This is a genomic window from Paraburkholderia sp. UCT2 (assembly GCF_014397665.1).
GTDB lineage: Bacteria > Pseudomonadota > Gammaproteobacteria > Burkholderiales > Burkholderiaceae > Paraburkholderia > Paraburkholderia tuberum.
In genome coordinates this window covers 78624-99488 of record NZ_VZQO01000012.1, presented here as the reverse complement: position 1 = coordinate 99488, position 20865 = coordinate 78624, and the positions used below count along the sequence as shown (strand labels likewise).

Below are 20865 nucleotides of genomic sequence, written 5' to 3'. Positions count from 1 at the left end.
CGTGCAATTCTGCCAATACCGCTGATGGGGCCGCTCGCTTGCGGGCAAGCGGCACGGTGCCGGCGCGAGCGGTTGCGTCGCGCCGCGAGTGAGGTGCCGGCCGGAAGCTGGCGAGGTTCCGGGCGCTTAATCGTGCGACGCGCGTTACAGGCAAGCCATCGTTCGAACGAGCGCCGCAAGCCGACACGAGCGCAACGCCGGCCGCCCGCGCAACCTGCCCAGCACGCGCAGCGACGCCGTGCTTAAGCGTCGTCCGCTTCGCGCAGCTTGTCCGCGAGCGTCTGCGCGGCCGCGAAGTCGAGGTCGCCCGAATAGATCGCGCGGCCGCAGATTACGCCCTCGATGCCCTCGCCTTCGACTTCGCACAGCGATTCGATGTCCGCGAGGTTCGACAGACCGCCGCTCGCGATCACCGGAATCTTGACCGCGCGCGCAAGGCGCACCGTCGCTTCGATGTTGATGCCTTGCAGCATGCCGTCACGGCCGATGTCGGTGTAGATGATCGACTCGCAGCCGTAGTCCTCGAACTTGCGCGCGAGGTCGGCCACTTCGTGACCGGTCAGCTTGCTCCAGCCGTCGGTGGCGACCTTGCCGTCTTTCGCGTCGAGACCGACGATGATGTGACCGCCGAACGCGGTGCACGCGTCCTGCAGAAAGCCGGGGTTCTTCACCGCGGCCGTGCCGATGATCACGTACGACAAACCGTCGTCCAGATAGCGCTCGATTGTGTTCAGGTCGCGGATGCCACCGCCCAGCTGAACCGGAATCGCGCCGCCCACTTCATCGATGATCGCTCGGATTGCATCGCCGTTCTTCGGCTTGCCGGCGAACGCGCCATTCAGATCGACGAGATGCAGACGACGCGCGCCGCGGTCGACCCAATGTCGGGCCATTGCCGCCGGTTCCTCGGAGAAAATCGTCGCCTGGTCCATATCGCCCTGTTTGAGGCGTACACACTGACCGTCTTTCAGGTCGATGGCGGGAATCAGCAGCATAGCAATCGGGTGTTATCTGGGAGTGGATTGAAGGTCGGCGGCAGCGGCTGGCGAGTCAGCCCGCCGCAATACCGTCTCGCTAGTTTAGTACAACTCGTTCGGCGCTCCAGTGGGGCGCCGGTCGGATACGGGACCGCGGCACCGCGCGACGCGCGCGCAGCAACGGGATGAAAAAAGGCGTTCACGGGTTCCAGTGCACGAAGTTGCGATACACGCGCAAACCCGCCTCGGCGCTCTTTTCAGGGTGGAATTGGGTGGCAAAGATGTTATCCCGCGCTACCGCCGAGGTAAAGGGCACGCCGTAGACCGTTTCGCCCGACGTATGCGCCGGGTTGTCCGGAACCACGTAGTAGCTGTGCACGAAGTAGAAGAACGCGTTGTCGGCGACACCGTCCCACAGCGGATGCGGCTGCGCCTGACGCACGCGGTTCCAGCCCATCTGCGGGACCTTGAAGCGCGAGCCGTCGTCCTGCACCTGGCCTTCGAGCTCGAAGCGTACCGCCTTGCCGGGCAACAGACCCAGACCCGGCGTGTCGCCCTCGGCGCTCCAGTCGAACAGCATCTGCTCGCCGACGCACACGCCCATCAGCGGCTTGCTGCGCGACGCCTCGACGACCGCTTCCTGCAAACCGGACGCGCCGAGACTGCGCATGCAGTCGGGCATCGCACCCTGGCCCGGCAGCACCACGCGGTCGGCCGAGCGGATCGCTTCCGGACGATCGACGATCGCCACGTCCGCTTCCGGCGCCGCTTTACGCAGTGCCTGGGCAACCGAGCGCAGGTTGCCCATTCCGTAATCCACAATCGCTATCGAAGTTTTCATTTCAAGTTTGGCCGCTCTGCCCTCGATCCATCGATGCCGCCGCGCGGCGTCAAACGACGTGCCGGCAAATGCGGTCCTGCCCGATGAATCGCTTGAAGGTGAGTGGCCTGAAGACGTTGGAGGCGGTGAAACCCGTGTTAAAGCCTGCTACGGCCGTTACGTTAGAGGCTGCCCTTGGTCGACGGAATCTGTCCGGCCGCGCGCTCGTCGAGTTCGACGGCCATGCGCAGCGCACGCCCGAATGCCTTGAACACCGTTTCGAGCTGATGGTGCGCGTTGATGCCACGCAGGTTGTCGATGTGCAGCGTCACGCCGGCATGGTTCACGAAGCCGCGGAAGAATTCGATCGACAGGTCGACGTCGAACGTGCCGATGCGCGCGCGCGTGAACGGCACGTGAAATTCGAGGCCCGGACGGCCGGAAAAATCGATCACGACGCGCGACAGCGCTTCGTCGAGCGGCACGTAGGAATGGCCGTAGCGGCGGATGCCCTTGCGATCGCCGATCGCCTTCGCGACGGCCTGGCCGAGCGTGATGCCGGTGTCTTCGACCGTGTGATGATCGTCGATATGCAGGTCGCCATGCGCTTCGATCTCGAGGTCGAACAACCCGTGGCGGGCGATCTGGTCGAGCATGTGGTCCAGGAACGGCACACCGGTGGCCAGCTTCTGCTGGCCGGTGCCGTCCAGGTTGATCTTCACACGGATCTGCGTTTCGCTGGTGTTGCGAACGACTTCCGCAAGGCGCATGGCAATTCCTCGAATCTGGCTTAAAAGCGCTAGTAATGTGGGATGGACAAACTGGCGGGCTGCTCAGTGCAGCCGTTCAACGCAGCGGCTCAGTGCCGCCGCTCGATGCGGCGGGTTACCGCAACACGAGTTTCAGGCCGGCGAGCAACTGGGCGTTCTCGTTCGGCGAACCGACGGTCAAACGCACGCAATTGGCCAGCAATGGATGCATTTTACTCACGTTTTTGATCAGAATCCGCGCCGTTAGCAGGGTTTCGAACAATACCGACGCATCGGGCACCCGCACGAGCAGGAAGTTGCCCGCGCTAGTGAACACTTCGGCGCCCGGCAGCGCGGCCACCGCCTGTGCGAGTTTCTCGCGTTCGTCGCGCAATTGCGCGGCCTGCGCATCGAGCACGCCGATGTGGTCGAGCAGGAAATCAGCAGCGGCCTGCGTCAGCACGTTGGTGTTGTACGGCGGGCGGACCTTGTCGAACTCGGTCAGCCACGCGGGCTTGCCGACCAGGTAACCGAGGCGAATGCCGGCGAGGCCCAGCTTCGACACCGTGCGCATCACGACGACGTTGTCGAACTGGTCGGCGCGCGGCAGCCAGCTCTTCTGCGCGAACGGCTGATACGCCTCGTCGATCACGACGAGGCTCTTGCCCGCCGCGGCGATGATGCGCTCGATTTCGGCGTCATCGAACAGCGTGCCGGTCGGGTTGTTCGGATACGCGAGATAGATGATCGCCGGTTCATGCTCGGCGATCGCCGCGAGCATCGCGGCGGTATCGAGCGTGAAGTCGGCTTTGAGCGGCACGCCGACGAATTCGAGATTCGCCAGCTTCGCCGACATCTGATACATGACGAAGCCCGGCACCGGCGCGAGCACCTTCGCGCCCGGCTTCGCGCACGCGACCGACATGATGCTGATGATTTCATCCGAGCCGTTGCCGAGCAGCACGTCGCACCCCGCCGGCACGCCCATCACGTGACGAATGCGCTCGATCAACTGCTCGGGGCGCGGCGCCGGATAACGGTTCAGCGCGACGCCGGCCAGACGCTCGCCGAGATGCGCGGCAAGTTCCGGCGGCAGCGGAAACGGGTTTTCCATCGCGTCGAGCTTGATGAAGCCGGTGGCGTCCGGAACCGGATAGCTCGTCATTGCGAGCACGTCGCTGCGGATGATGTCTTGAGGTGTCGTCATAGGTTCGGGGGCCGGGCCGCGCTAAACACGCCGGGTCGGCGTCGTCGGCATGGGGCGCTCGGGTTGGTCTCTGTCGTCGTTATTAAATGGGGCGGGTGGGCTCGAGCCGTCGCTCGAGCGGGTGGAAGCCGGAAAACATGGAAGCCGGTCGATGCGGCGGCGGTTGCCGCCCTCGCCGCTTCTCCTGCTCCCGCTTACGCCTGCTTGAGTTCCGCCGCGCGCCAGCGCGATCAGCGCTCCGCCTCAGCCGCGTTCGTTGTTGTTCTGCCGCATCCGGTATTCGGCGCTGCGTGCGTGCGCTTGCAGACCTTCGCCGTATGCCAGTTCCGCGGCAATCTCGCCGAGCGTCTGCGCACCTTCCGCGCTAACCTCGATTAGGCTCGAACGCTTGAAGAAATCATAGACGCCGAGCGGCGACGAAAACCGTGCGGTACGCGACGTCGGCAGCACATGATTCGGGCCCGCGCAGTAGTCGCCGAGGCTCTCGCTCGTGTAACGGCCAAGGAAGATCGCGCCTGCGTGACGGATCTGTTGCGCCCACTGATGCGGCTCCAGCGCCGAAATTTCAAGGTGCTCCGGCGCGATGTCGTTGGCGATCGCGCAGGCCTCGGCCATGTCGCGCACCTTGATCAGCGCGCCGCGGTTTTCGAGCGACGTGCGGATCACTTCGCGGCGCGGCAGGGTGGGCAGCAGTTCGTCGATCGCTTCCTGCACGCGCGTGATGAACGCGTCGTCGGGGCACAGCAGGATCGATTGCGCGAGCTCGTCGTGCTCGGCTTGCGAAAACAGGTCCATCGCGACCCAGCGCGGGTCGGTCGTGCCGTCGCACAACACGAGGATTTCCGACGGCCCGGCGATCATGTCGATGCCGACCGTGCCGAACACGCGACGCTTGGCCGACGCGACGTACGCGTTGCCGGGGCCGCAGATCTTGTCGACCGCGGGCACGGTCGGCGTGCCGTACGCGAGCGCAGCTACCGCCTGCGCGCCGCCGATCGTGAACACGCGATCGACGCCACCCAGCAGAGCCGCCGCGAGCACGAGCGGATTCTTCACGCCTTCCGGCGTCGGCACGACCATCACGATTTCGCGCACGCCGGCCACCCGCGCCGGTATCGCGTTCATCAGCACCGACGACGGATACGCGGCCTTGCCACCCGGCACGTAGATCCCCGCGCGATCGAGCGGCGTGACCTTCTGGCCGAGCACGGTGCCGTCGGCTTCGGTGTACTGCCAGCTATGGCTGCCGCACTCGATCTTCTGCTTCTCGTGATAACCGCGCACGCGTGCCGCCGCCGCTTCGAGCGACGCGCGCCGCTTCGGCTCGAGACTTTCGAGCGCCGCCTCGAGCTCGGCCATCGGCAGTTCGAGCTCGGCCACGCTTTTCGCATCGACGCGATCGAAGCGATTCGTGTACTCGAGCACCGCCTCGTCGCCGCGCGCCTTCACGTCGTTCAGAATCTGCGCGACCGCACGCTCGATGGCTTCGTCTTCGCTCGCCTCGAACGCGAGCACCGCATGCAGCGACTTGTGGAAGTCGCGAGCGGTGGAATCGAGTTTGCGAATCTTGGTAGACATACAGGTATCCGTTTCGGTAAGGCGCGCTATCAGTGCAACGTCACATTGCCATCGTCAGTCAGGGCGCCGGGGCGGCGGTTTTCGACGAAGCATTGGCAAACGCGTCGAGAATCGGCCGCAACGCGGCGCGTTTGAGCTTCAGCGCTGCCTGGTTCACGACGAGACGCGACGAAATCTGCATGATCTCCTCCACCTCGACCAGATTGTTCGCGCGCAGCGTATTGCCCGAGCTGACCAGGTCGACGATCGCGTCGGCGAGTCCAACCAGCGGAGCGAGTTCCATCGAACCGTACAGCTTGATCAGATCGACGTGAACGCCCTTGGCGGCAAAATGCTCACGAGCGGTTTCAACATACTTGGTGGCGACCCGCAGACGCGCGCCCTGGCGCACCGCGTTCGCATAATCGAAACCGGCCTCGACCGCGACCGACATGCGGCAACGCGCAATGTCCAGATCCACCGGCTGATACAGGCCGCTGCCGCCATGCTCGAGCAGCACGTCCTTGCCGGCCACGCCGAAGTCGGCCGCGCCATACTCGACATAGGTCGGCACGTCGGTCGCGCGCACGACGATCACGCGCAGGTTCGGGTCGGAGGTCGGCAGAATCAGCTTGCGCGAGCTCTCCGGATCTTCCGCTACCTCGATGCCGGCCGCCGCGAGCAGCGGCAGCGTTTCCTCGAAGATACGCCCTTTCGACAACGCGAGCGTGAGCGGCGCGCTGACCGCCGGCGACGACGACGTTTGCGGCATCGAACTCATGCCCCGCTCCCGGAAACCCGGCGCACCTTCGCGCCGATCGCGTTGAGCTTCGCTTCCATGCGGTCGTAGCCGCGATCGAGGTGATAGATGCGGTCGATCAGCGTCTCGCCCTCGGCGCGCAGCGCGGCGATCACAAGACTCGCGGACGCGCGCAGATCGGTGGCCATCACCTTCGCGCCGGACAGTTTTTCGACGCCGGTTACGAGCGCGGTGTTGCCGTCGATCGTGATGCTCGCGCCGAGACGGTTCAGCTCCTGGACGTGCATGAAACGGTTTTCGAAGATCGTCTCCACGACTTGCGACGTACCGTCCGCGATCGTGTTGAGCGCCATGAACTGCGCCTGCATGTCGGTCGGAAACGCCGGGTATTCGGAGGTGCGGAACGTGACCGCGCTCGGGCGCTTGTCCATGCGCACGCGCATCCAGTCGTCGCCTTCCTCGACCGTGACGCCCGCTTCGCGCAGCTTTTCGGTGACGGCTTCGAGCAGCAGCGGACGCATCTTGCGCAGCATGACGTCGCCGCCGGCCGTCGCGACCGCGCACAGGAAAGTGCCCGCTTCGATGCGGTCCGGAATCACCGTGTGCTTCGCACCGTGCAGCTTGTCGACGCCATGGATCACCAGACGGTCGGTGCCGATGCCTTCGATCTTCGCGCCCATCGCGACGAGCAGACGCGCGAGGTCGACCACTTCGGGTTCGCGCGCGGCGTTCTCGATGACCGTCTCGCCTTCGGCGAGCACCGCCGCCATCAGCAGGTTCTCGGTACCGGTCACGGTGATCATGTCGGTGACGATGCGCGCGCCCTTCAGACGCTTCGCGCGCGCTTCGATGAAGCCGTGCTCGATCGTGATCTCGGCGCCCATCGCCTGCAGACCCTTGATGTGCTGATCGACCGGACGCGCGCCGATCGCGCAGCCGCCCGGCAGCGACACGCGCGCATGCCCGAAGCGCGCGACGAGCGGACCGAGCACGAGAATCGACGCGCGCATCGTCTTCACCATTTCGTACGGCGCGACGAGGTTGTCGACCTTCGACGCGTCGAGCGCCACGCGCCCTTCGCCGGCTTCGATACGCACGCCCATCTGGCCGAGCAGCTTGAGCATCGTGCGCACGTCCTGCAGATCGGGCACGTTCTCCAGATGCACCGGATCGGCGCTCAGCAGACCCGCGCACAGGATCGGCAATGCCGCGTTTTTCGCACCCGAGACGACAACTTCACCGGAGAGCGGGTAGCCACCTTCAATGATGAGTTTATCCATGCCTGTCGGTTCCTGATCGGCCCGGTTCGCGTCCGGACCTGCTTTGTCTGTGTTCGGCGCGCCGCTAGCGGTGTCGCGCCCTTCCTGAGTAATTCGCACTAAATTTCCAGATTACGCGTTCTGCCATTCGGCGGGCGTCAGCGTCTTCATGCTGAGCGCGTGGATTTCTTCGCGCATGCGGTCGCCGAGCGCCGCATACACGAGTTGGTGACGCTGGATCAGGCGCTTGCCTTCGAAGTTCGGCGAGACGATCGTCGCAAAGAAATGCTGACCGTCGCCTTCGACTTCGAGATGCTCGCACGCGAGTCCAGCTGCAATGTACTGTTTGACCTGTTCGGGAGTCGGCAACATGAGAGAAGCTCCTCGTCAGTGGCGCAGCTTGTAGCCGGTAGCAAGCATGCGCATCGCCACGGCGGCCAGCACCACGAAGAAACCGGCGACGATCGCGAGGCTCACCAGCGGGTCGATATCCGACACGCCGAAAAAACCATAGCGAAAGCCGTCGATCATGTAGAAAAACGGATTGAGCCGCGATACTTCGCGCCATCCGGGCGGCAGCGTATGCGTCGAGTAGAACACGCCTGACAGGAACGTGAGCGGCATGATCAGAAAGTTCTGGAACGCGGCGAGCTGGTCGAACTTCTCGGCCCAAATGCCGGCGATCAGACCCAGCGTGCCGAGAATCGCCGAGCCGAACATCGCGAACACGATGATATAGAGCGGCGCGGTGAAGGCGAGCGGCACGAACCAGATCGTCACGATGAACACGCCGAAGCCGACACACAGCCCGCGCGCCACGGCCGCGAGCACGTAGGCCGCGAACATCTCCTGGTGCGACAGCGGCGGCAGCAGCACGAACACGAGGTTGCCGGTGATCTTCGATTGAATCAGCGACGAAGAACTATTCGCGAACGCGTTCTGCAGCACGCTCATCATCACGAGGCCCGGAATCAGGAAGCTCGTGTATTCGACGCCCGGATAGACCTGCACGTGGCCGCGCAGCGCGTGGCCGAAGATGGTCAGGTAAAGCAGCGCGGTGATGACCGGCGCGAGCACGGTCTGGAAAGACACCTTCCAGAAGCGCAGCAGTTCTTTGTAAAACAGCGTGCTAAATCCACTGTACCCGCTCATGCAAGCCCCTCGATCACTTCTGGACCGTTCATCACCTGAACGAATACGTCTTCGAGGTCGGCCTTGCGGACCTCGATTTCTTCGAATGTACAACCGGCCGCGCGGCATTGCGCGAGGATGCGCTCGACGTCGTCGTAGCTCGTCAGGCGCAGCAGATGCTGGCGGCCATTGCCGTTGCCGGCGCCGCTTTCCGCCTCGAGCGGACGCAGATCGGCGGGCAGCACGCCCTGCGCGAAGCGAACGAACAGTTGCATGCCGGCGAAACGCTGCAGCAGTGTGCTGGTGCGATCGAGCGCAACGACCTCGCCACGGCGCAGCATCGCGATGCGGTCGCACAACGATTCGGCTTCTTCCAGATAGTGCGTGGTCAGCACGATCGTGTGGCCTTCGCGATTCAGGCGCGAGATGAACTTCCACAGCGTCTGGCGCAACTCGACGTCGACACCCGCGGTCGGCTCGTCGAGCACGATCACCGGCGGGCGGTGCACGAGCGCCTGCGCGACCAGCACGCGGCGCTTCATGCCGCCCGACAGCGCGCGCATGTTGGCATCGGCCTTTTCGGTGAGATCGAGATTGGCCATGATCTCGTCGATCCACGCGTCGTTGTTGCGCAGCCCGTAGTAGCCGGACTGGATGCGCAAGGTTTCGCGCACCGTGAAGAACGGATCGAACACGAGCTCCTGCGGCACCACGCCGAGCGCGCGGCGCGCGTTGCGGAAATCGCCGACGACGTCGTGACCGCGCACCGCGATGCTGCCTTCGTCGGCGCGCGCGAGACCCGCGAGTATGCTGATGAGCGTCGTCTTGCCCGCGCCGTTCGGACCGAGCAGTCCGAAGAACTCGCCTTCTTCGACCGTGAGGCTGACGCCCTTGAGCGCCTGCAAGTCCTTGTAGCGCTTCTTGACGTTACGAATTTCTATGGCTGACATGACTATGGGCCGCGTGCGTCGCGGCGCCTGAAGTAGCCCCATGGAGCTTGGGGACGCGCAAATGCTGGAAGAAACGGGAACCGGGGCCGATTAGGGGGCCAGTTCAACGCCCCAAAAAAACGTTTGATTATAGGGCAAAAACTGACACCCCCGGCCAGGCCGGAAGGGGGGAGACGACGCTAGAGGAGCGTCAATGTCGCGCTGACGCAACCATGCTAGAGGCGCCAGAAGAGAGAAGTGTATCGACACCGTAGGCCTGCGCGAGACTGGCGAGCCCAGCCGGCAGATTGACGATTTCGAACTTGCCGCCGCGCGCCGCCGCGCCCCGCACCCACGCGAGCAGGACGGCGAGCGCCGACGAATCGAATTGCGTGAGCGGCGCGCAATCGACGCCGCCCGCACCCGCCGCGATGCGTTGCAGACCTGCCGCGAGCGCGGCCTTCGCGCTCTCGTGGGTCAGCGTCGTGCCGCTGTCGAAGCGGTTCGCAACCGGGTTCAGCACGTCGCTCACGACTGCTTGCCCGCGGCGAGTTGCTGATTGCGCTGCGTGAGGAACTGGATCAGTCCGTCCACGCCCTTCTGCTGGATCTGCTCGTTGAACTGCTGCTGATACGCCTGGATCAGCCACGCGCCGAGCACGTTGATGTCATACACGCGCCAGCCCTGCGCCGTCTTGTACAGGCGGTAGTCGAGTTCGATCGGCTGGCCGTTGTTCATCACGACCGAGCGCACCACCGTGTCGGTGTCGTCCGGGTTCATGCGGAACGGCTTGTACTGGATCTGCTGGTCGCGCACCTGCGCGAGCGCGCCCGCGTACGTGCGGATCAGCAGCATCTTGAACTGCTCGACCACCTGGTTCTGCTGTTCGGGCGTCGCGGTGCGCCAGTTACGGCCCATCGCGAGCTGGGTGGTGCGGCGGAAATCGGTGTACGGCAAGATCTTTTCGTTGACGAGCGCCGTGATGCGCGTGATGTCGCCCTGCTGGATCGACTTGTCGCCCCGAATCGCGTCCATCACCTGCTGGGTGACGGTCTTGATCAGCCCGTCGGGCGCGCTGGTGTCGACGGTTTGCGCCGATGCGCCCGCGCTGATGAACGAAAACAACGCGGCAAACAACGGGATCAGGAAGAATTTTTTCATATCGAGCTTTGCCTCAAAAATAATGCAACAGTTTGAACCGACCTTATCACGCGAGTTCGACGGCAATCCATGCGCAAACTGCGAGAGTCGTATCGATCTGTTACGGCTGCACGTTCAATGCAATCTTAAGGACGGGAAGTTAAAGCGCGTGGGCGGCACCAACTGACCGGCCGGAATTTGCGTTTCCGGGCCGCCTTTCAGGTCGAGAGGCGGTGTTTCGGCGCCCGACGCGGCCTCCGGTGCCGACGCGCCTTGCGGCGTGCCCACGGCCGCGCCGGATGCGGGAGCCGGCTTGGCCGGCGCACCTGCCGCGCCCGTCTCGCCTTCGTCGTACTTCGGCAGCGGCGCTTCCTCGTCGTAGCTCGGCAGTTCCTGCGGACGCCGGCGGTTATCCGACAACAGATACTGCCGGCGCTGCAGATACGCGTTGCGCACGAACGAGTATTTGTCGAGCGCCGCGCCTTCCAGCAGGTTGCTCGCTCCGAGCAGGTTCGCGCGCGTGTTGACGATGTTCAGGCCATACAGCGCCCAGCTCAGGCCCGGCGGGTCGACGTAGCTGATCGGGTTCACGTAGTAGTTGCCGAGCGAGCCCACCGCATCGCGCACCGTGCTCGGCCCGAACAGCGGCAGCACCAGATAGGGGCCCGCCGGCACGCCGTAGTGGCCGAGCGTCAGACCGAGGTCGTTGTCGTGCTTCGGGAGCTTCGCGAGCGTCGCGACGTCGAACAGGCCGCCGACGCCGAACAACGTGTTGATCACGATCCGCATGATGTCGGACACGCCGTCGGCGATGCGCAGCTGCAGCAGGTTGTTCGCCGCGATATAGACGTCGCCGATGTTCGAGAAAAAGTTCGTCACGCTGTCGCGAACCGGCTGCGGCGTGACCCGAACGTAGCCCTGCGCAACCGGCTTCAGCGCGTACTGGTCGATCTTGTCGTTGACGGTGAAGATCGTACGGTTCAGCCCTTCGAACGGGTCGCCCTTGGTAGGCGTCTGTACGGTCGTGCAACCGGCGAGCAGCGCAGCCGCCACGGCGACCTTGCCGAACTGTAGGACGCGCGCGCCGCGGCGCGCGGTCTGCAGTGTCGTCTGCATCTAATTCTCCTTGTTGGCCTTACTGGCCGGCAGCGCCGGAGGCCGGCGCGCCCGGCGCCGGTGCAGGGGCGGATGCGGCGGGCTTCGCCGCGCCGGAATCCGCGGCCTTGCTATACAGGAACTGGCCGATCAGGTTTTCCAGCACGATCGCCGATTGCGTCATCGAGATCGTATCGCCGGCCTTCAGCATTTCCGAGTCGCCCCCCGGCTCGAGCCCGATGTACTGCTCGCCGAGCAGACCCGAGGTCAGGATCTTCGCCGAAGTGTCCCTCGGAAACTGATATTGCTTGTCGATATCGATCGTGACGAGCGCCTGGTAAGTGTTGCTGTCGAAGCCGATCGACGCGACCCGGCCGACCGTCACGCCGGCACTCTTCACCGGCGCGCGTGGCTTCAGCCCGCCGATGTTGTCGAACTTCAGCTTGACCGGGTAGGTTGCCTGGAACGACAACGAGCTCATATTGCCGGCCTTCAGCGCAAGAAACAGCAACGCCACGAAACCCAGCACCACGAACAGGCCGACCCAGAAGTCGAGAACATTCTTTTTCATCGTCATCCCAAAGTGAATCCGCCGCGCCGCCGCCACCTCCCGCCGTGCGCGGCGCACATGCACCGCCGGCAGCCGGCATGCTGCGCGGTCTTAGCTGAACATTAGTGCGGTCAGCAGGAAATCGAGCCCGAGCACCGCGAGCGATGCGTACACGACCGTGCGGGTCGTCGCGCGCGACACGCCCTCCGGCGTCGGCTTCGCCTCGTAGCCCTGAAACAGCGCGACGAAGGTCACCGCGAGGCCGAACACCACACTCTTGACGACCCCGGCGCCGACATCGCGCCACACGTCGACGCCGCTTTGCATCTGCGACCAGAACGCGCCGGCATCGACGCCGATCAGCAGCACGCCCACCACGTAACCGCCCAGAACGCCCACCGCGCTGAAGATCGCGGCGAGGATCGGCATCGACACGATGCCGGCCCACAGGCGCGGCGCGATCACGACCTTGACCGGATCGACGGCCATCATTTCCATCGCGGTGAGCTGCTCGCCCGCCTTCATCAGGCCGATTTCGGCGGTCAGCGACGTGCCCGCGCGCCCGGCGAACAGCAGCGCGGTCACGACCGGCCCGAGCTCGCGCACGAGCGACAGCGCGACCAGCAACCCGAGCGCCTGCTCGGAGCCATAACGGTTCAGCGTGTAATAGCCCTGCAGCCCGAGCACGAAGCCGACGAATAGCCCCGACACCGCGATGATCACGAGCGAATAATTACCGACGAAGTGGATCTGCTTCGTGACAAGACGCGGGCGGCGCAGCAGCGGGAAAAATTCGAGCACGAGCCGCAGGAAGAAGCGCGTCGCGTAGCCGGCGGTGCCGAGCCCGGTGATGACCGAGCGCCCGATCGTACTGATCATGACTGGCCTCCGCCCATGCCGAAGTCCGCCTCGAGCGGCGTCTGCGCCGGATAGTGGAATCTGAACGGGCCGTCCGGCGCGCCGTCGATGAACTGCCGCACGGTCGGATCGGTCGACGCGCGCAGTTCGTCGGGCGTGCCCTCGGCAAGCACACCGCCGTTGGACAGGAAGTACACGTAGTCGGCGATCGCGAATGATTCCGGCACGTCGTGCGTGACGAGAATCGACGTGGCGCCGAGCGCCCGGTTCAGCGTGCGGATCAGGTTCGCGGTGATGCCGAGCGAGATCGGGTCGAGACCGGCGAACGGCTCGTCGTACATCATCAGTTCGGGGTCGAGCGCGATTGCGCGCGCGAGCGCCACGCGTCGCGCCATGCCGCCGGAAATCTCGGACGGCAGCAGGTCGCGCGCGCCGCGCAGGCCGACCGCGTTGAGCTTCATCAGCACGAGGTCGCGCAGCAGTTCTTCGGGGAGATCGGTGTGCTCGCGCAGCGAGAAGGCAACGTTTTCGAACACCGACATGTCGGTGAACAGCGCGCCGAACTGGAACAGCATGCCCATCTTGCGGCGCAGCGCGTAAAGGCCTTCGCGCGTCTGCTCGCCGATGTCCTCGCCATGGAACAGCACCTGGCCGCGGTGGGCGCGCACGAGGCCGCCGATCAGCCGCAGCACCGTGGTCTTGCCGCAACCCGAGCCGCCCATGACCGCGACGACCTGACCGCGACGAAAGCGCAGATTCAGATTCGACAGGACGAGCCGGTCGCCGTAACCGAAGTCGACGTCGCGCAGCTCAAGTAAGGTCTCGGGATAGGAAGGCACCAAACTGACGATCCTTTTACAGGGAAGGCCGAATTATAGGGCCATCGTGCAAAAGCTGCCGTGAGGTGCCCCGTTCCTTGACTATGCCTGACGATTATTGCGTAAACGTGTGTTGCAGTGCAGAAACGGCGGCGGCCGGGTCGGCCGCTTCCGTCACCGCGCGCACCACGGCCGCGCAGCCGACACCGGTCGCGAGCACGTCAGGCAGCACCTGCAGATCGATCCCGCCGATCGCGACGAGCGGCACCACACCGTCGAGCAGCCGCACATAGCGTGCGAGGCGGCGCAAGCCCTGCGGCGCGGTCGGCATGACCTTGGTCGTGGTCGGGAACACGGCGCCCAATGCAATGTAGCTCGGCCGGAAATGCAGCGCCTTCAGCATCTCGTAGAAGCCGTGAGTGGACAGGCCCAGGCGGATGCCCGCGTCGGCCAGCGCGGACAGATCCGCGGTATGCACGTCTTCCTGGCCGAGGTGCACGCCGTATGCGCCCGCCTCGAGCGCCGCCAGCCAGTGATCGTTGATGAACACCTGCGCGTCGTGCGCGCGGCCGGCCGCCACGCAGCGCGCGATTTCGCGTTTCAGCTCGTCGGCGGGTTCGGCCGACTTGCGGCGCAACTGCACCGTCTTCACGCCAAAGCCGACCACCCGTTCGACCCAGTCCGCGGTCGGCAACACCGGATACAGGCCGAGCCTTGCCGGGCAGCGCGGGAACGCCTTGGCGGGTGCCGCCGGCAGGTCGGTAAGGCGCGGAAAGCGAGCGAGGTCGGCCGGGAAAGCATCGTCGGCGCGGGTCTCGTCGCCATCGCGCCACGCGAGCGCGAGCACCAGCGCGTCGTGCGGATCGAAACCGCAGTCGAGGAACGCGGCAAGCGCGGGAATCCAGTCTTCCGCCAGATGGCCTTCGAGGCCATACTTCTCGCCGCCCAGATGCAGCGTCGCGCGGTTTTCCGCGGCGACGATCACGCCCGCACCCCGCGTCAGCCAGCGCGCGATTTGCTCGCCGTGCTGCTGTGCGTCGGCGGTCACGATCAGGTCGCCACCGTTCGGTTCGTCGGGTGCGATCAGGCAGATGCGCCACGGCGCGTGCGTCGGCGGCCAGTCGCCGAGACGCGCGCGGATGCGCTCGGCGGCTTCGATGAGTTCGTCGGCCGTCGGCCAGAACAGATCGCGGTCCTTCAGCGTCAACGACTGAGTCATGCGGCACCTCCATCCTGATGCCAGAACGGCATGCCGATCACCGGCGTGCTCGCGTGCGCGCTCTCGCGCTCGGCCATCGGGCCCGCGAGATACGCTTGCCGACCCGCCTCGACGCCCAGCGCGAACGCGCGCGCCATCGCGTCGGGGTGCGTCGCCTGCGACACGGCCGTGTTCAGCAGCACGCCGTCGAAGCCCCACTCCATCACCTGGGCCGCATGCGACGGCACGCCGAGCCCGGCGTCGACGATCAGCGGCACGTCCGGCAGCCGCTCGCGCAACACGCGCAGCCCGTATGGATTGATCACGCCCTTGCCGGTGCCGATCGGCGCGCCCCACGGCATCAGCGCCTCGCAGCCGGCGTCGAGCAGACGGCGGCCGATCACCAGATCTTCGGTGCAGTACGGCAGCACCTTGAAGCCATCCTTGACGAGCCGCGCGGCGGCTTCGATCAGGCCGACCGGGTCGGGCTGCAGTGTGTAGTCGTCGCCGATCAGTTCGAGCTTGATCCACTCGGTCTCGAAGATTTCGCGCGCCATGTGCGCGGTTGTCACCGCTTCACCGACGCTCAGGCAACCCGCCGTGTTCGGCAAGAGCGGCACGCCATGGCGCTTGAGCAGATCGAAGAAGCCGGCTTCGGCGTGGCCCTCGTTCATCTGACGGCGCAGCGCGACCGTCACCATGCCGGGGCGCGCGGCGTCGATCGAATCGGACAGCGATTGCAGCGACGGATAGCGCGATGTGCCGAGCAGCACGCGGCTTGCAAAAGTTTGACCGTATAGCGTCAGCGCGTCGGCGGTCTCGTGAGAAGTCATTTGCATCATCCTGGTTTGCCCTCGCGGCTAGAACCGACCGCGTTGCGGCAATGGGTTTTCGGCGACGGTTGTTGCGTTCGGTAAGCGACAGGCTGGCGCGGTCGCGCTCAGCCGCCCGCGACCGGCTGCACGACGTCGAGCCGGTCGCCCGTTTGCAACGCGCGCGCCGCATGCTGCGCACGCGCGACGAAATCGCCGTTGAGCGCGACCGCGAACGGCGGACGCGCGCCAAAGGCGGCGAGCGCATCGGCGACAGTCGCGCCCTCGGGCAGCGACAACGGCTTCTGATTGATATGAATGTCCATGGTGTTCGAATACGGTTCAATCGATGGCGCAAGCGGCATCGCGCGCGGCACGTTGGCCGCTACGCTCGGGCCGGCTCGCGCGCGAAATGCTGCTGGAACAGCTCGCTCCAGCGTGAGTCGCGCCGCCAGCCGGCGAATGCGTCGGCATCACCGACGCGGCCGTCGAGCAGCGCGCTCGCGAAGCGCACGGCTTCGTCGGCGACTTCGGGCGCGATCATGTAGCCGTGCCGGTACAGGCCGTTCACGCGCAGCGTGCGCGCGCCGTCCCACAGCAGCGCAGGACGATGATCGGGCAAGGTCGGCCGGCACTGCGAATTCAGCTCGAGAATGCGCGCCTCGCCGAAGCCCGGGTGCACCGAAAACGCCGCGCTCAGCAACTCGAGCGCCGAACGCACGCTGACGGGCGACATGTCCTCGCCCTCCACCTCGGTCGCGCCGATCACGTAGAGGCCGTTCTGCTTCGGCGCGATATACAGCGGGTAACGCGGATGCAGTAGCCGCACCGGGCGCGTCAGCTGCAGGTGAGGCGCATGCACGCGCGCAACTTCGCCGCGGATGCCGCGCAGCGTCGGCAGCACCGGCTTCGCGCCGAGCCCGCGGCAATCGATGGTGACGCCGGCCTCGGGCAGCGACGCGTCGTCGATCGGCGTGTTCCAGTGCGTGTCGACGCCGCGCTCGGCAAGCCCGGCCGCGAGCGCGGACAGCACCTGGCGGTTGTCGAGCTGGCCTTCTCGCGGCAGCAGCCAGCCTTGGCTGAAGCGGCCGGCCAACGCGGGTTCGGCGGCGCCGAGCTGCGCACCCGCCAACGCGACGAAGCCGCCGTCGAGCAACTCGGCCGGCGCGTTCGCACGCACGCGCCGCTCGAATAGCGGCGCCTCGGTGCGATCCGCGTGATGCCAGACGACGAGCGTGCCGTTGCGCTGGAAAAACACCGGCTCCGGCAGTTCGGCAAGCACGCGCGGCCAGCTTTCGAGCGAACTCGCGCCAAGCCGCGTGATCAGCAGCTCGGCGCTCGCGGCCTCTGCCAGCGGCGCGAGCATCGCGGCGGCGACCCACGCGGCAGCCTGCGAACCGGTGGCATCGCCGCGCTCGTAGAGCGCCACGCGATGCCCGTCGCCAGCGAGGCGCCACGCGACCAGCCGGCCGCACAGGCCGCCGCCGAGCACGGCGAAATCGGGTCGGGCGGGACGGTTCATCGCGCGCGCTCCGTTCGACTGCGGTGGGCAAAACCAGAACGGCACGGCTCGCCCGAGGCGGCGTGACGAAGGGAAAAATGCATGTCTGAAGAATAGGCGGTCATCGAGTCCTTTCCGTACGGCCAAAAACGCACGTACCCAGGACGAAACCGGCGGGTGAAGCCGGCCGGTCGCGACGCGCACATGTGAGCTGCGCTCGCCGCCCGGCGGGGAATGGAAGACGGTTGCTTCCGGAAACTTCCCGCGCCGGTATTACCCGGATCGGGTGCAAAGGGTCTCTCTCAGCCTCGCCGCCCCGGCATGAAAGTCATGCCGCCTGTGGGCGAAGCACCCCTGTTTCGTCGAAGGTCATTAGACCATAAAAGGCGCGGCGCCCGCAAACCAGCGCTCCACGGTCGCCACCCCAATTTTGATCTGGCACCGTCTATCGAGATGCCGGTGCGAAGCGGCCCGGCGCTCTGGCACAATGCCGTGACCGGTGCCGCAAAAACGCGGCGCGCGCGGCGCTCGTGGCCGCATGCGTGGCGGCGGCACCCCAGCGGATGCCGGCCCCGAAAATTAATTTTCGCTTAAGGGCGTCACGCCAGAATCGGGCGCCAGTCCGGACGCGCGTTCATCGAGCGTGATGGTGCGATGCCCGGCCAGGTATCGCAGACCCGCGGCAGCCACGCCCTCGCAAAGGGGCCTGCAGTTCGCGGGATCGCCCGACATGGGTCAACCAGATTGGACCCGTACGCCGGAATGGCACTTCGGGTCAGCACTTCATCAGGACGCTCATGACACCACATACTTCCGCCAGCCCCGCGCTGCCGCCCGACGAAAAGGTCTCCGCGTGGACCCTGATCAAGCCCTACTGGGTTTCCGAGGAACGAGGCATCGCGTGGGGGCTGCTCGTCACGATCATCGTGATGAACCTGCTCGTCGTCTGGATCAACGTGCGCCTGAATAGCTGGAGCAGGGACTTCTACAACGCGCTGCAGGCGAAGAACGTCCACGACTTCCCGCACCTGCTGATGATCTTTACCGGACTCGCGTTCGGTTTCATCATCCTCGCCGTGTACGGACGCTATCTGCGCCAGATGCTCGGCTTCCGCTGGCGCCAGTGGCTGACCACCCGCTACCTGAACGAGTGGCTCAACGACAGCGCGTTCTACCGCATCGAGCGCGACCGCCTCGCCGACAACCCCGACCAGCGGATCAGCGACGACCTGCAGTCGTTCGCGACCACCACGCTGTCGCTAACGCTCGATCTGCTGTCGACCGTCGTCACGCTCGTGTCGTTCATCACGATCCTGTGGTCGCTCGCGGGCGCGTTGAGCATCTCGCTCGGCGGCATGCCGCTGCAGATCCCCGGCTACATGGTGTGGGCCGCCGCGCTGTATGCGGTGGTCGGCTCGCTCATCACGCAGAAGGTCGGCCATCCGCTCGTGTCGATCAACTATCAGGCGCAGAAAGTCGAGGCCGATTTCCGTTTCGGCTTGATCCGGCTGCGTGAGAATGCCGAGCAGATCGCGTTCTACAACGGCATGGAAACCGAGAAGACGAACGCGCGCACGCTGTTCGGCCGCATCCGCGACAACTGGTGGCAGGTGATGAAGTACACGAAGCGCCTCACCTTCGTGCTGAGCTTCTACGGCCAGATCGCGATCATTTTCCCGATCGTCGTCGCCTCGCCGCGCTACTTCGCGGGCGCGTTCACGTTCGGCGTGCTGATGCAGATTTCGAGCGCGTTCGGCACGGTCAGCGATTCGTTCTCGTGGTTCATCAACAGTTATACGAGCCTCGTCGAATGGCGCGCGACCGTGAACCGGTTGCGCGAATTCAAGCGCGTCGTGCATTCGCCGCGTCTGAAGGAATCGGTGTCGCCTGCCACGGAACATGGCGGCATCAATCTGCATTTCGTCGACAGCAACACGCTTACCACCGACAGCCTCCAGCTCGCGCTGCCCAATGGCAACCCACTGTCGCGCATCCGCGATATCGCGATCCGGCCGGGCTCGCGCTGGCTCGTGCGCGGTCCGTCGGGCGCCGGCAAGAGCACGCTGATGCGCGCGCTCGCGGGCCTGTGGCCGTTCGGCGACGGCTCGATCGACGCACCGGTCAACGCGCGCATGATGTTCATCCCGCAGGTCAGCTACATGCCGATCGGCACGCTGAAGGCGGCGCTCGCGTATCCGTCGGCGGCGGACACCTATGGCGACGACGAATGCCGCGACGCGCTCATCACCTGCCATCTGTCGGAATACGCGGACCGTCTGCAGGAAACGGCGCACTGGACTCGCGTGCTGTCGCCGGGTGAGCAGCAGCGCTTCGCCGCCGCGCGCGTGCTGCTGCACAAGCCGGACTACCTGTTCCTCGACGAAGCGACCAGCGCGCTCGACGCGGAAAACGAGTCGCGGCTCTATCGGCTGTTCACCGAGCGGTTGCCGAAGGCTGCGATCGTCAGCGTCGCGCATCGCGAATCGCTCGCAGCGTTCCATGACGAAACGCTCGACGTCGAGCGTTCTGTCGAAGCGGTAGCGGCGTGAGCGACGCGAGCGGCGCTCACGTCAGCGAAGCGCACGGCACCGCCGCTCGCGTCGTGCTGATCACCGGCGCCGGTTCCGGCATCGGCGCGGCGCTCGCACGGCGCCTCGCGGCGCCGCATACGTCGTTGATGCTGCACGCGCGCGGCGCAGACGACGCCTCCCGTCGACGGCTCGTGCAGGTTGCCGCCGACTGCACGGCAAGCGGCGCACGCTGCGCGACCGTGTTCGGCGACCTCGCCGAGCGCGGCGCGGCGGAGCACGTGATCCATCAGACGCTGGCGAGCTTCGGCGCACTCGATCAACTGGTCGCGAACGCCGGCCATGCGCAGCGCCAAACGCTGGCCGCGCTCGATCCCGACACCTTCGGCGCCGCCTTCGCCGCGATGCCAGCCGCCTTCGCCGCGCTCGTGCGGCGCGCGATGCCCGCGCTCGAAACATCGAAGCGCGGTCGCGTGGTCGCCTTGAGTTCGTTCGTCGCGCATCGCTATCGCGCGGATGCGCCATTCGCCGCGACGGCGGCCGCGAAAGCGGCACTCGAAGCGCTTGCGAAAACGGCGGCCGCGGAGCTCGCGCCGCTCGGCGTGACCGTCAATTGCGTGGCGCCGGGCTACACGCGCAAGGATCGCGGCCCAAGCGCCGACAACGCGGCCGTGTGGGCGCACGCCGCCGAAGCCACGCCGCTCGGTCATGTTGCCGAACCGGACGACGTCGCCGCGCTGATCGCATTCCTGCTGTCCGACGCGGCACGCCACATCACCGGCCAGGTGATTCACATCGATGGCGGCTTGACGCTCGGTTAAGCCTCGCCTGCGCGCCGGCACCTCCGGGCGCAACATCCGGAAAGACACGAGAAGAATTCGAAAGCATTTGCGGAGCGCGCAAGCTGTTCCGCGCTTTGAAAATGCCTGCGAGCAGCGACGATAGTCGTACGGGCCGCGCCATGCGCCGGCCGTCG

Annotated in this window: 22 protein-coding genes and 1 riboswitch; of the genes, 2 read left to right on the top strand and 20 right to left on the bottom strand. The window is 65.7% G+C overall.

What is annotated here, in order from left to right:
- Positions 1 to 242: 242 nt before the first annotated feature.
- From hisA to F6X39_RS12470, 20 genes are all read right to left on the bottom strand, one after another.
- On the bottom strand, positions 243 to 995 hold the full coding sequence (hisA, locus tag F6X39_RS12565; protein WP_090802089.1) for a 1-(5-phosphoribosyl)-5-[(5-phosphoribosylamino)methylideneamino]imidazole-4-carboxamide isomerase: 753 nt from the start codon (positions 993 to 995) through the stop codon (positions 243 to 245).
- Between the two features lie 181 nt (positions 996 to 1176).
- Positions 1177 to 1818, bottom strand: a complete 642-nt coding sequence (gene hisH, locus F6X39_RS12560; protein ID WP_184035773.1) for an imidazole glycerol phosphate synthase subunit HisH — start codon at positions 1816 to 1818, stop codon at positions 1177 to 1179.
- Between the two features lie 161 nt (positions 1819 to 1979).
- Positions 1980 to 2567 (bottom strand): imidazoleglycerol-phosphate dehydratase HisB, encoded by a 588-nt coding sequence (hisB, locus tag F6X39_RS12555; protein ID WP_013090696.1) that lies wholly within the window; start codon positions 2565 to 2567, stop codon positions 1980 to 1982.
- A 115-nt stretch (positions 2568 to 2682) separates the two neighbouring features.
- Positions 2683 to 3753 (bottom strand): histidinol-phosphate transaminase, encoded by a 1071-nt coding sequence (gene hisC / locus F6X39_RS12550; protein WP_187616845.1) that lies wholly within the window; start codon positions 3751 to 3753, stop codon positions 2683 to 2685.
- A gap of 243 nt (positions 3754 to 3996) precedes the next feature.
- Entirely contained in the window at positions 3997 to 5331 is a 1335-nt protein-coding gene (hisD, locus tag F6X39_RS12545; protein ID WP_187616844.1) for a histidinol dehydrogenase, read from the bottom strand.
- Between the two features lie 58 nt (positions 5332 to 5389).
- Positions 5390 to 6091, bottom strand: coding sequence for an ATP phosphoribosyltransferase (hisG, locus tag F6X39_RS12540; RefSeq protein WP_187616843.1), 702 nt, complete (start codon positions 6089 to 6091; stop codon positions 5390 to 5392).
- Positions 6088 to 7350, bottom strand: coding sequence for a UDP-N-acetylglucosamine 1-carboxyvinyltransferase (murA, locus tag F6X39_RS12535; RefSeq protein ID WP_187616842.1), 1263 nt, complete (start codon positions 7348 to 7350; stop codon positions 6088 to 6090). The genes hisG and murA overlap by 4 nt, the downstream gene beginning before the upstream one ends.
- Before the next feature lie 111 nt (positions 7351 to 7461).
- On the bottom strand, positions 7462 to 7701 hold the full coding sequence (locus F6X39_RS12530; RefSeq protein ID WP_008918725.1) for a BolA family protein: 240 nt from the start codon (positions 7699 to 7701) through the stop codon (positions 7462 to 7464).
- Positions 7702 to 7716: 15 nt separating this feature from the next.
- Positions 7717 to 8481, bottom strand: coding sequence for an ABC transporter permease (locus F6X39_RS12525; RefSeq protein WP_187616841.1), 765 nt, complete (start codon positions 8479 to 8481; stop codon positions 7717 to 7719).
- Positions 8478 to 9410 carry an ABC transporter ATP-binding protein gene (locus tag F6X39_RS12520; RefSeq protein WP_187616840.1) on the bottom strand — a complete coding sequence of 311 codons (933 nt, stop codon included), beginning with the start codon at positions 9408 to 9410 and terminating at the stop codon, positions 8478 to 8480. The genes F6X39_RS12525 and F6X39_RS12520 overlap by 4 nt, the downstream gene beginning before the upstream one ends.
- A 190-nt stretch (positions 9411 to 9600) precedes the next feature.
- Positions 9601 to 9921 (bottom strand): lipid asymmetry maintenance protein MlaB, encoded by a 321-nt coding sequence (locus tag F6X39_RS12515; protein WP_184035744.1) that lies wholly within the window; start codon positions 9919 to 9921, stop codon positions 9601 to 9603.
- Positions 9918 to 10550 (bottom strand): phospholipid-binding protein MlaC, encoded by a 633-nt coding sequence (locus F6X39_RS12510; protein ID WP_187616839.1) that lies wholly within the window; start codon positions 10548 to 10550, stop codon positions 9918 to 9920. Before F6X39_RS12510 ends, F6X39_RS12515 begins: the two co-directional genes overlap by 4 nt.
- 114 nt (positions 10551 to 10664) lie before the next feature.
- Positions 10665 to 11645: a VacJ family lipoprotein gene (locus F6X39_RS12505; protein ID WP_187616838.1), complete on the bottom strand. Its 981-nt coding sequence runs from the start codon at positions 11643 to 11645 to the stop codon at positions 10665 to 10667.
- Between the two features lie 19 nt (positions 11646 to 11664).
- Positions 11665 to 12195 carry an outer membrane lipid asymmetry maintenance protein MlaD gene (gene mlaD / locus F6X39_RS12500; protein ID WP_187612918.1) on the bottom strand — a complete coding sequence of 177 codons (531 nt, stop codon included), beginning with the start codon at positions 12193 to 12195 and terminating at the stop codon, positions 11665 to 11667.
- Positions 12196 to 12285: 90 nt separating this feature from the next.
- Positions 12286 to 13053, bottom strand: a complete 768-nt coding sequence (gene mlaE / locus F6X39_RS12495; protein WP_018420057.1) for a lipid asymmetry maintenance ABC transporter permease subunit MlaE — start codon at positions 13051 to 13053, stop codon at positions 12286 to 12288.
- Positions 13050 to 13874: an ABC transporter ATP-binding protein gene (locus tag F6X39_RS12490; protein WP_222945202.1), complete on the bottom strand. Its 825-nt coding sequence runs from the start codon at positions 13872 to 13874 to the stop codon at positions 13050 to 13052. Before F6X39_RS12490 ends, mlaE begins: the two co-directional genes overlap by 4 nt.
- 91 nt (positions 13875 to 13965) lie before the next feature.
- A complete protein-coding gene (gene thiE, locus F6X39_RS12485; RefSeq protein ID WP_184065558.1) occupies positions 13966 to 15069 on the bottom strand; it encodes a thiamine phosphate synthase in 1104 nt (367 codons plus the stop codon).
- Complete coding sequence (locus F6X39_RS12480; protein WP_184052290.1) at positions 15066 to 15881, bottom strand: thiazole synthase; 816 nt, start codon at positions 15879 to 15881, stop codon at positions 15066 to 15068. Before F6X39_RS12480 ends, thiE begins: the two co-directional genes overlap by 4 nt.
- 107 nt (positions 15882 to 15988) lie before the next feature.
- Positions 15989 to 16186 carry a sulfur carrier protein ThiS gene (gene thiS / locus F6X39_RS12475; protein WP_026225709.1) on the bottom strand — a complete coding sequence of 66 codons (198 nt, stop codon included), beginning with the start codon at positions 16184 to 16186 and terminating at the stop codon, positions 15989 to 15991.
- Positions 16187 to 16245: 59 nt separating this feature from the next.
- Positions 16246 to 17382 (bottom strand): FAD-dependent oxidoreductase, encoded by a 1137-nt coding sequence (locus F6X39_RS12470; protein WP_184035725.1) that lies wholly within the window; start codon positions 17380 to 17382, stop codon positions 16246 to 16248.
- A 221-nt stretch (positions 17383 to 17603) separates the two neighbouring features.
- A riboswitch (TPP riboswitch) is annotated at positions 17604 to 17727 on the bottom strand.
- A 431-nt stretch (positions 17728 to 18158) separates the two neighbouring features.
- Between F6X39_RS12470 and F6X39_RS12465 the strand changes: the two genes are divergently transcribed.
- Both F6X39_RS12465 and F6X39_RS12460 read left to right on the top strand, forming a co-directional pair.
- Positions 18159 to 19910, top strand: a complete 1752-nt coding sequence (locus F6X39_RS12465; protein WP_187616836.1) for an ABC transporter ATP-binding protein/permease — start codon at positions 18159 to 18161, stop codon at positions 19908 to 19910.
- Positions 19907 to 20710, top strand: a complete 804-nt coding sequence (locus F6X39_RS12460) for an SDR family NAD(P)-dependent oxidoreductase (RefSeq protein WP_090802109.1) — start codon at positions 19907 to 19909, stop codon at positions 20708 to 20710. Before F6X39_RS12465 ends, F6X39_RS12460 begins: the two co-directional genes overlap by 4 nt.
- Positions 20711 to 20865: the final 155 nt, after the last annotated feature.

Excerpts from the sequence above, each read along its gene's own strand:
- hisA (WP_090802089.1), bottom strand. The coding sequence starts at position 995 with ATGCTGCTGATTCCCGCCATCGACCTGAAAGACGGTCAGTGTGTACGC.
- hisB (WP_013090696.1), bottom strand. The coding sequence starts at position 2,567 with ATGCGCCTTGCGGAAGTCGTTCGCAACACCAGCGAAACGCAGATCCGT.
- hisC (WP_187616845.1), bottom strand. The coding sequence starts at position 3,753 with ATGACGACACCTCAAGACATCATCCGCAGCGACGTGCTCGCAATGACG.
- mlaD (WP_187612918.1), bottom strand. The coding sequence starts at position 12,195 with ATGAAAAAGAATGTTCTCGACTTCTGGGTCGGCCTGTTCGTGGTGCTG.
- F6X39_RS12520 (WP_187616840.1), bottom strand. The coding sequence starts at position 9,410 with ATGTCAGCCATAGAAATTCGTAACGTCAAGAAGCGCTACAAGGACTTG.
- thiE (WP_184065558.1), bottom strand. The coding sequence starts at position 15,069 with ATGACTCAGTCGTTGACGCTGAAGGACCGCGATCTGTTCTGGCCGACG.
- F6X39_RS12480 (WP_184052290.1), bottom strand. The coding sequence starts at position 15,881 with ATGACTTCTCACGAGACCGCCGACGCGCTGACGCTATACGGTCAAACT.
- F6X39_RS12470 (WP_184035725.1), bottom strand. The coding sequence starts at position 17,382 with ATGAACCGTCCCGCCCGACCCGATTTCGCCGTGCTCGGCGGCGGCCTG.
- hisD (WP_187616844.1), bottom strand. The coding sequence starts at position 5,331 with ATGTCTACCAAGATTCGCAAACTCGATTCCACCGCTCGCGACTTCCAC.
- mlaE (WP_018420057.1), bottom strand. The coding sequence starts at position 13,053 with ATGATCAGTACGATCGGGCGCTCGGTCATCACCGGGCTCGGCACCGCC.
- thiS (WP_026225709.1), bottom strand. The coding sequence starts at position 16,186 with ATGGACATTCATATCAATCAGAAGCCGTTGTCGCTGCCCGAGGGCGCG.
- F6X39_RS12510 (WP_187616839.1), bottom strand. The coding sequence starts at position 10,550 with ATGAAAAAATTCTTCCTGATCCCGTTGTTTGCCGCGTTGTTTTCGTTC.
- hisH (WP_184035773.1), bottom strand. The coding sequence starts at position 1,818 with ATGAAAACTTCGATAGCGATTGTGGATTACGGAATGGGCAACCTGCGC.
- F6X39_RS12530 (WP_008918725.1), bottom strand. The coding sequence starts at position 7,701 with ATGTTGCCGACTCCCGAACAGGTCAAACAGTACATTGCAGCTGGACTC.
- hisG (WP_187616843.1), bottom strand. The coding sequence starts at position 6,091 with ATGAGTTCGATGCCGCAAACGTCGTCGTCGCCGGCGGTCAGCGCGCCG.
- F6X39_RS12465 (WP_187616836.1), top strand. The coding sequence starts at position 18,159 with ATGACACCACATACTTCCGCCAGCCCCGCGCTGCCGCCCGACGAAAAG.
- F6X39_RS12505 (WP_187616838.1), bottom strand. The coding sequence starts at position 11,645 with ATGCAGACGACACTGCAGACCGCGCGCCGCGGCGCGCGCGTCCTACAG.
- murA (WP_187616842.1), bottom strand. The coding sequence starts at position 7,350 with ATGGATAAACTCATCATTGAAGGTGGCTACCCGCTCTCCGGTGAAGTT.
- F6X39_RS12525 (WP_187616841.1), bottom strand. The coding sequence starts at position 8,481 with ATGAGCGGGTACAGTGGATTTAGCACGCTGTTTTACAAAGAACTGCTG.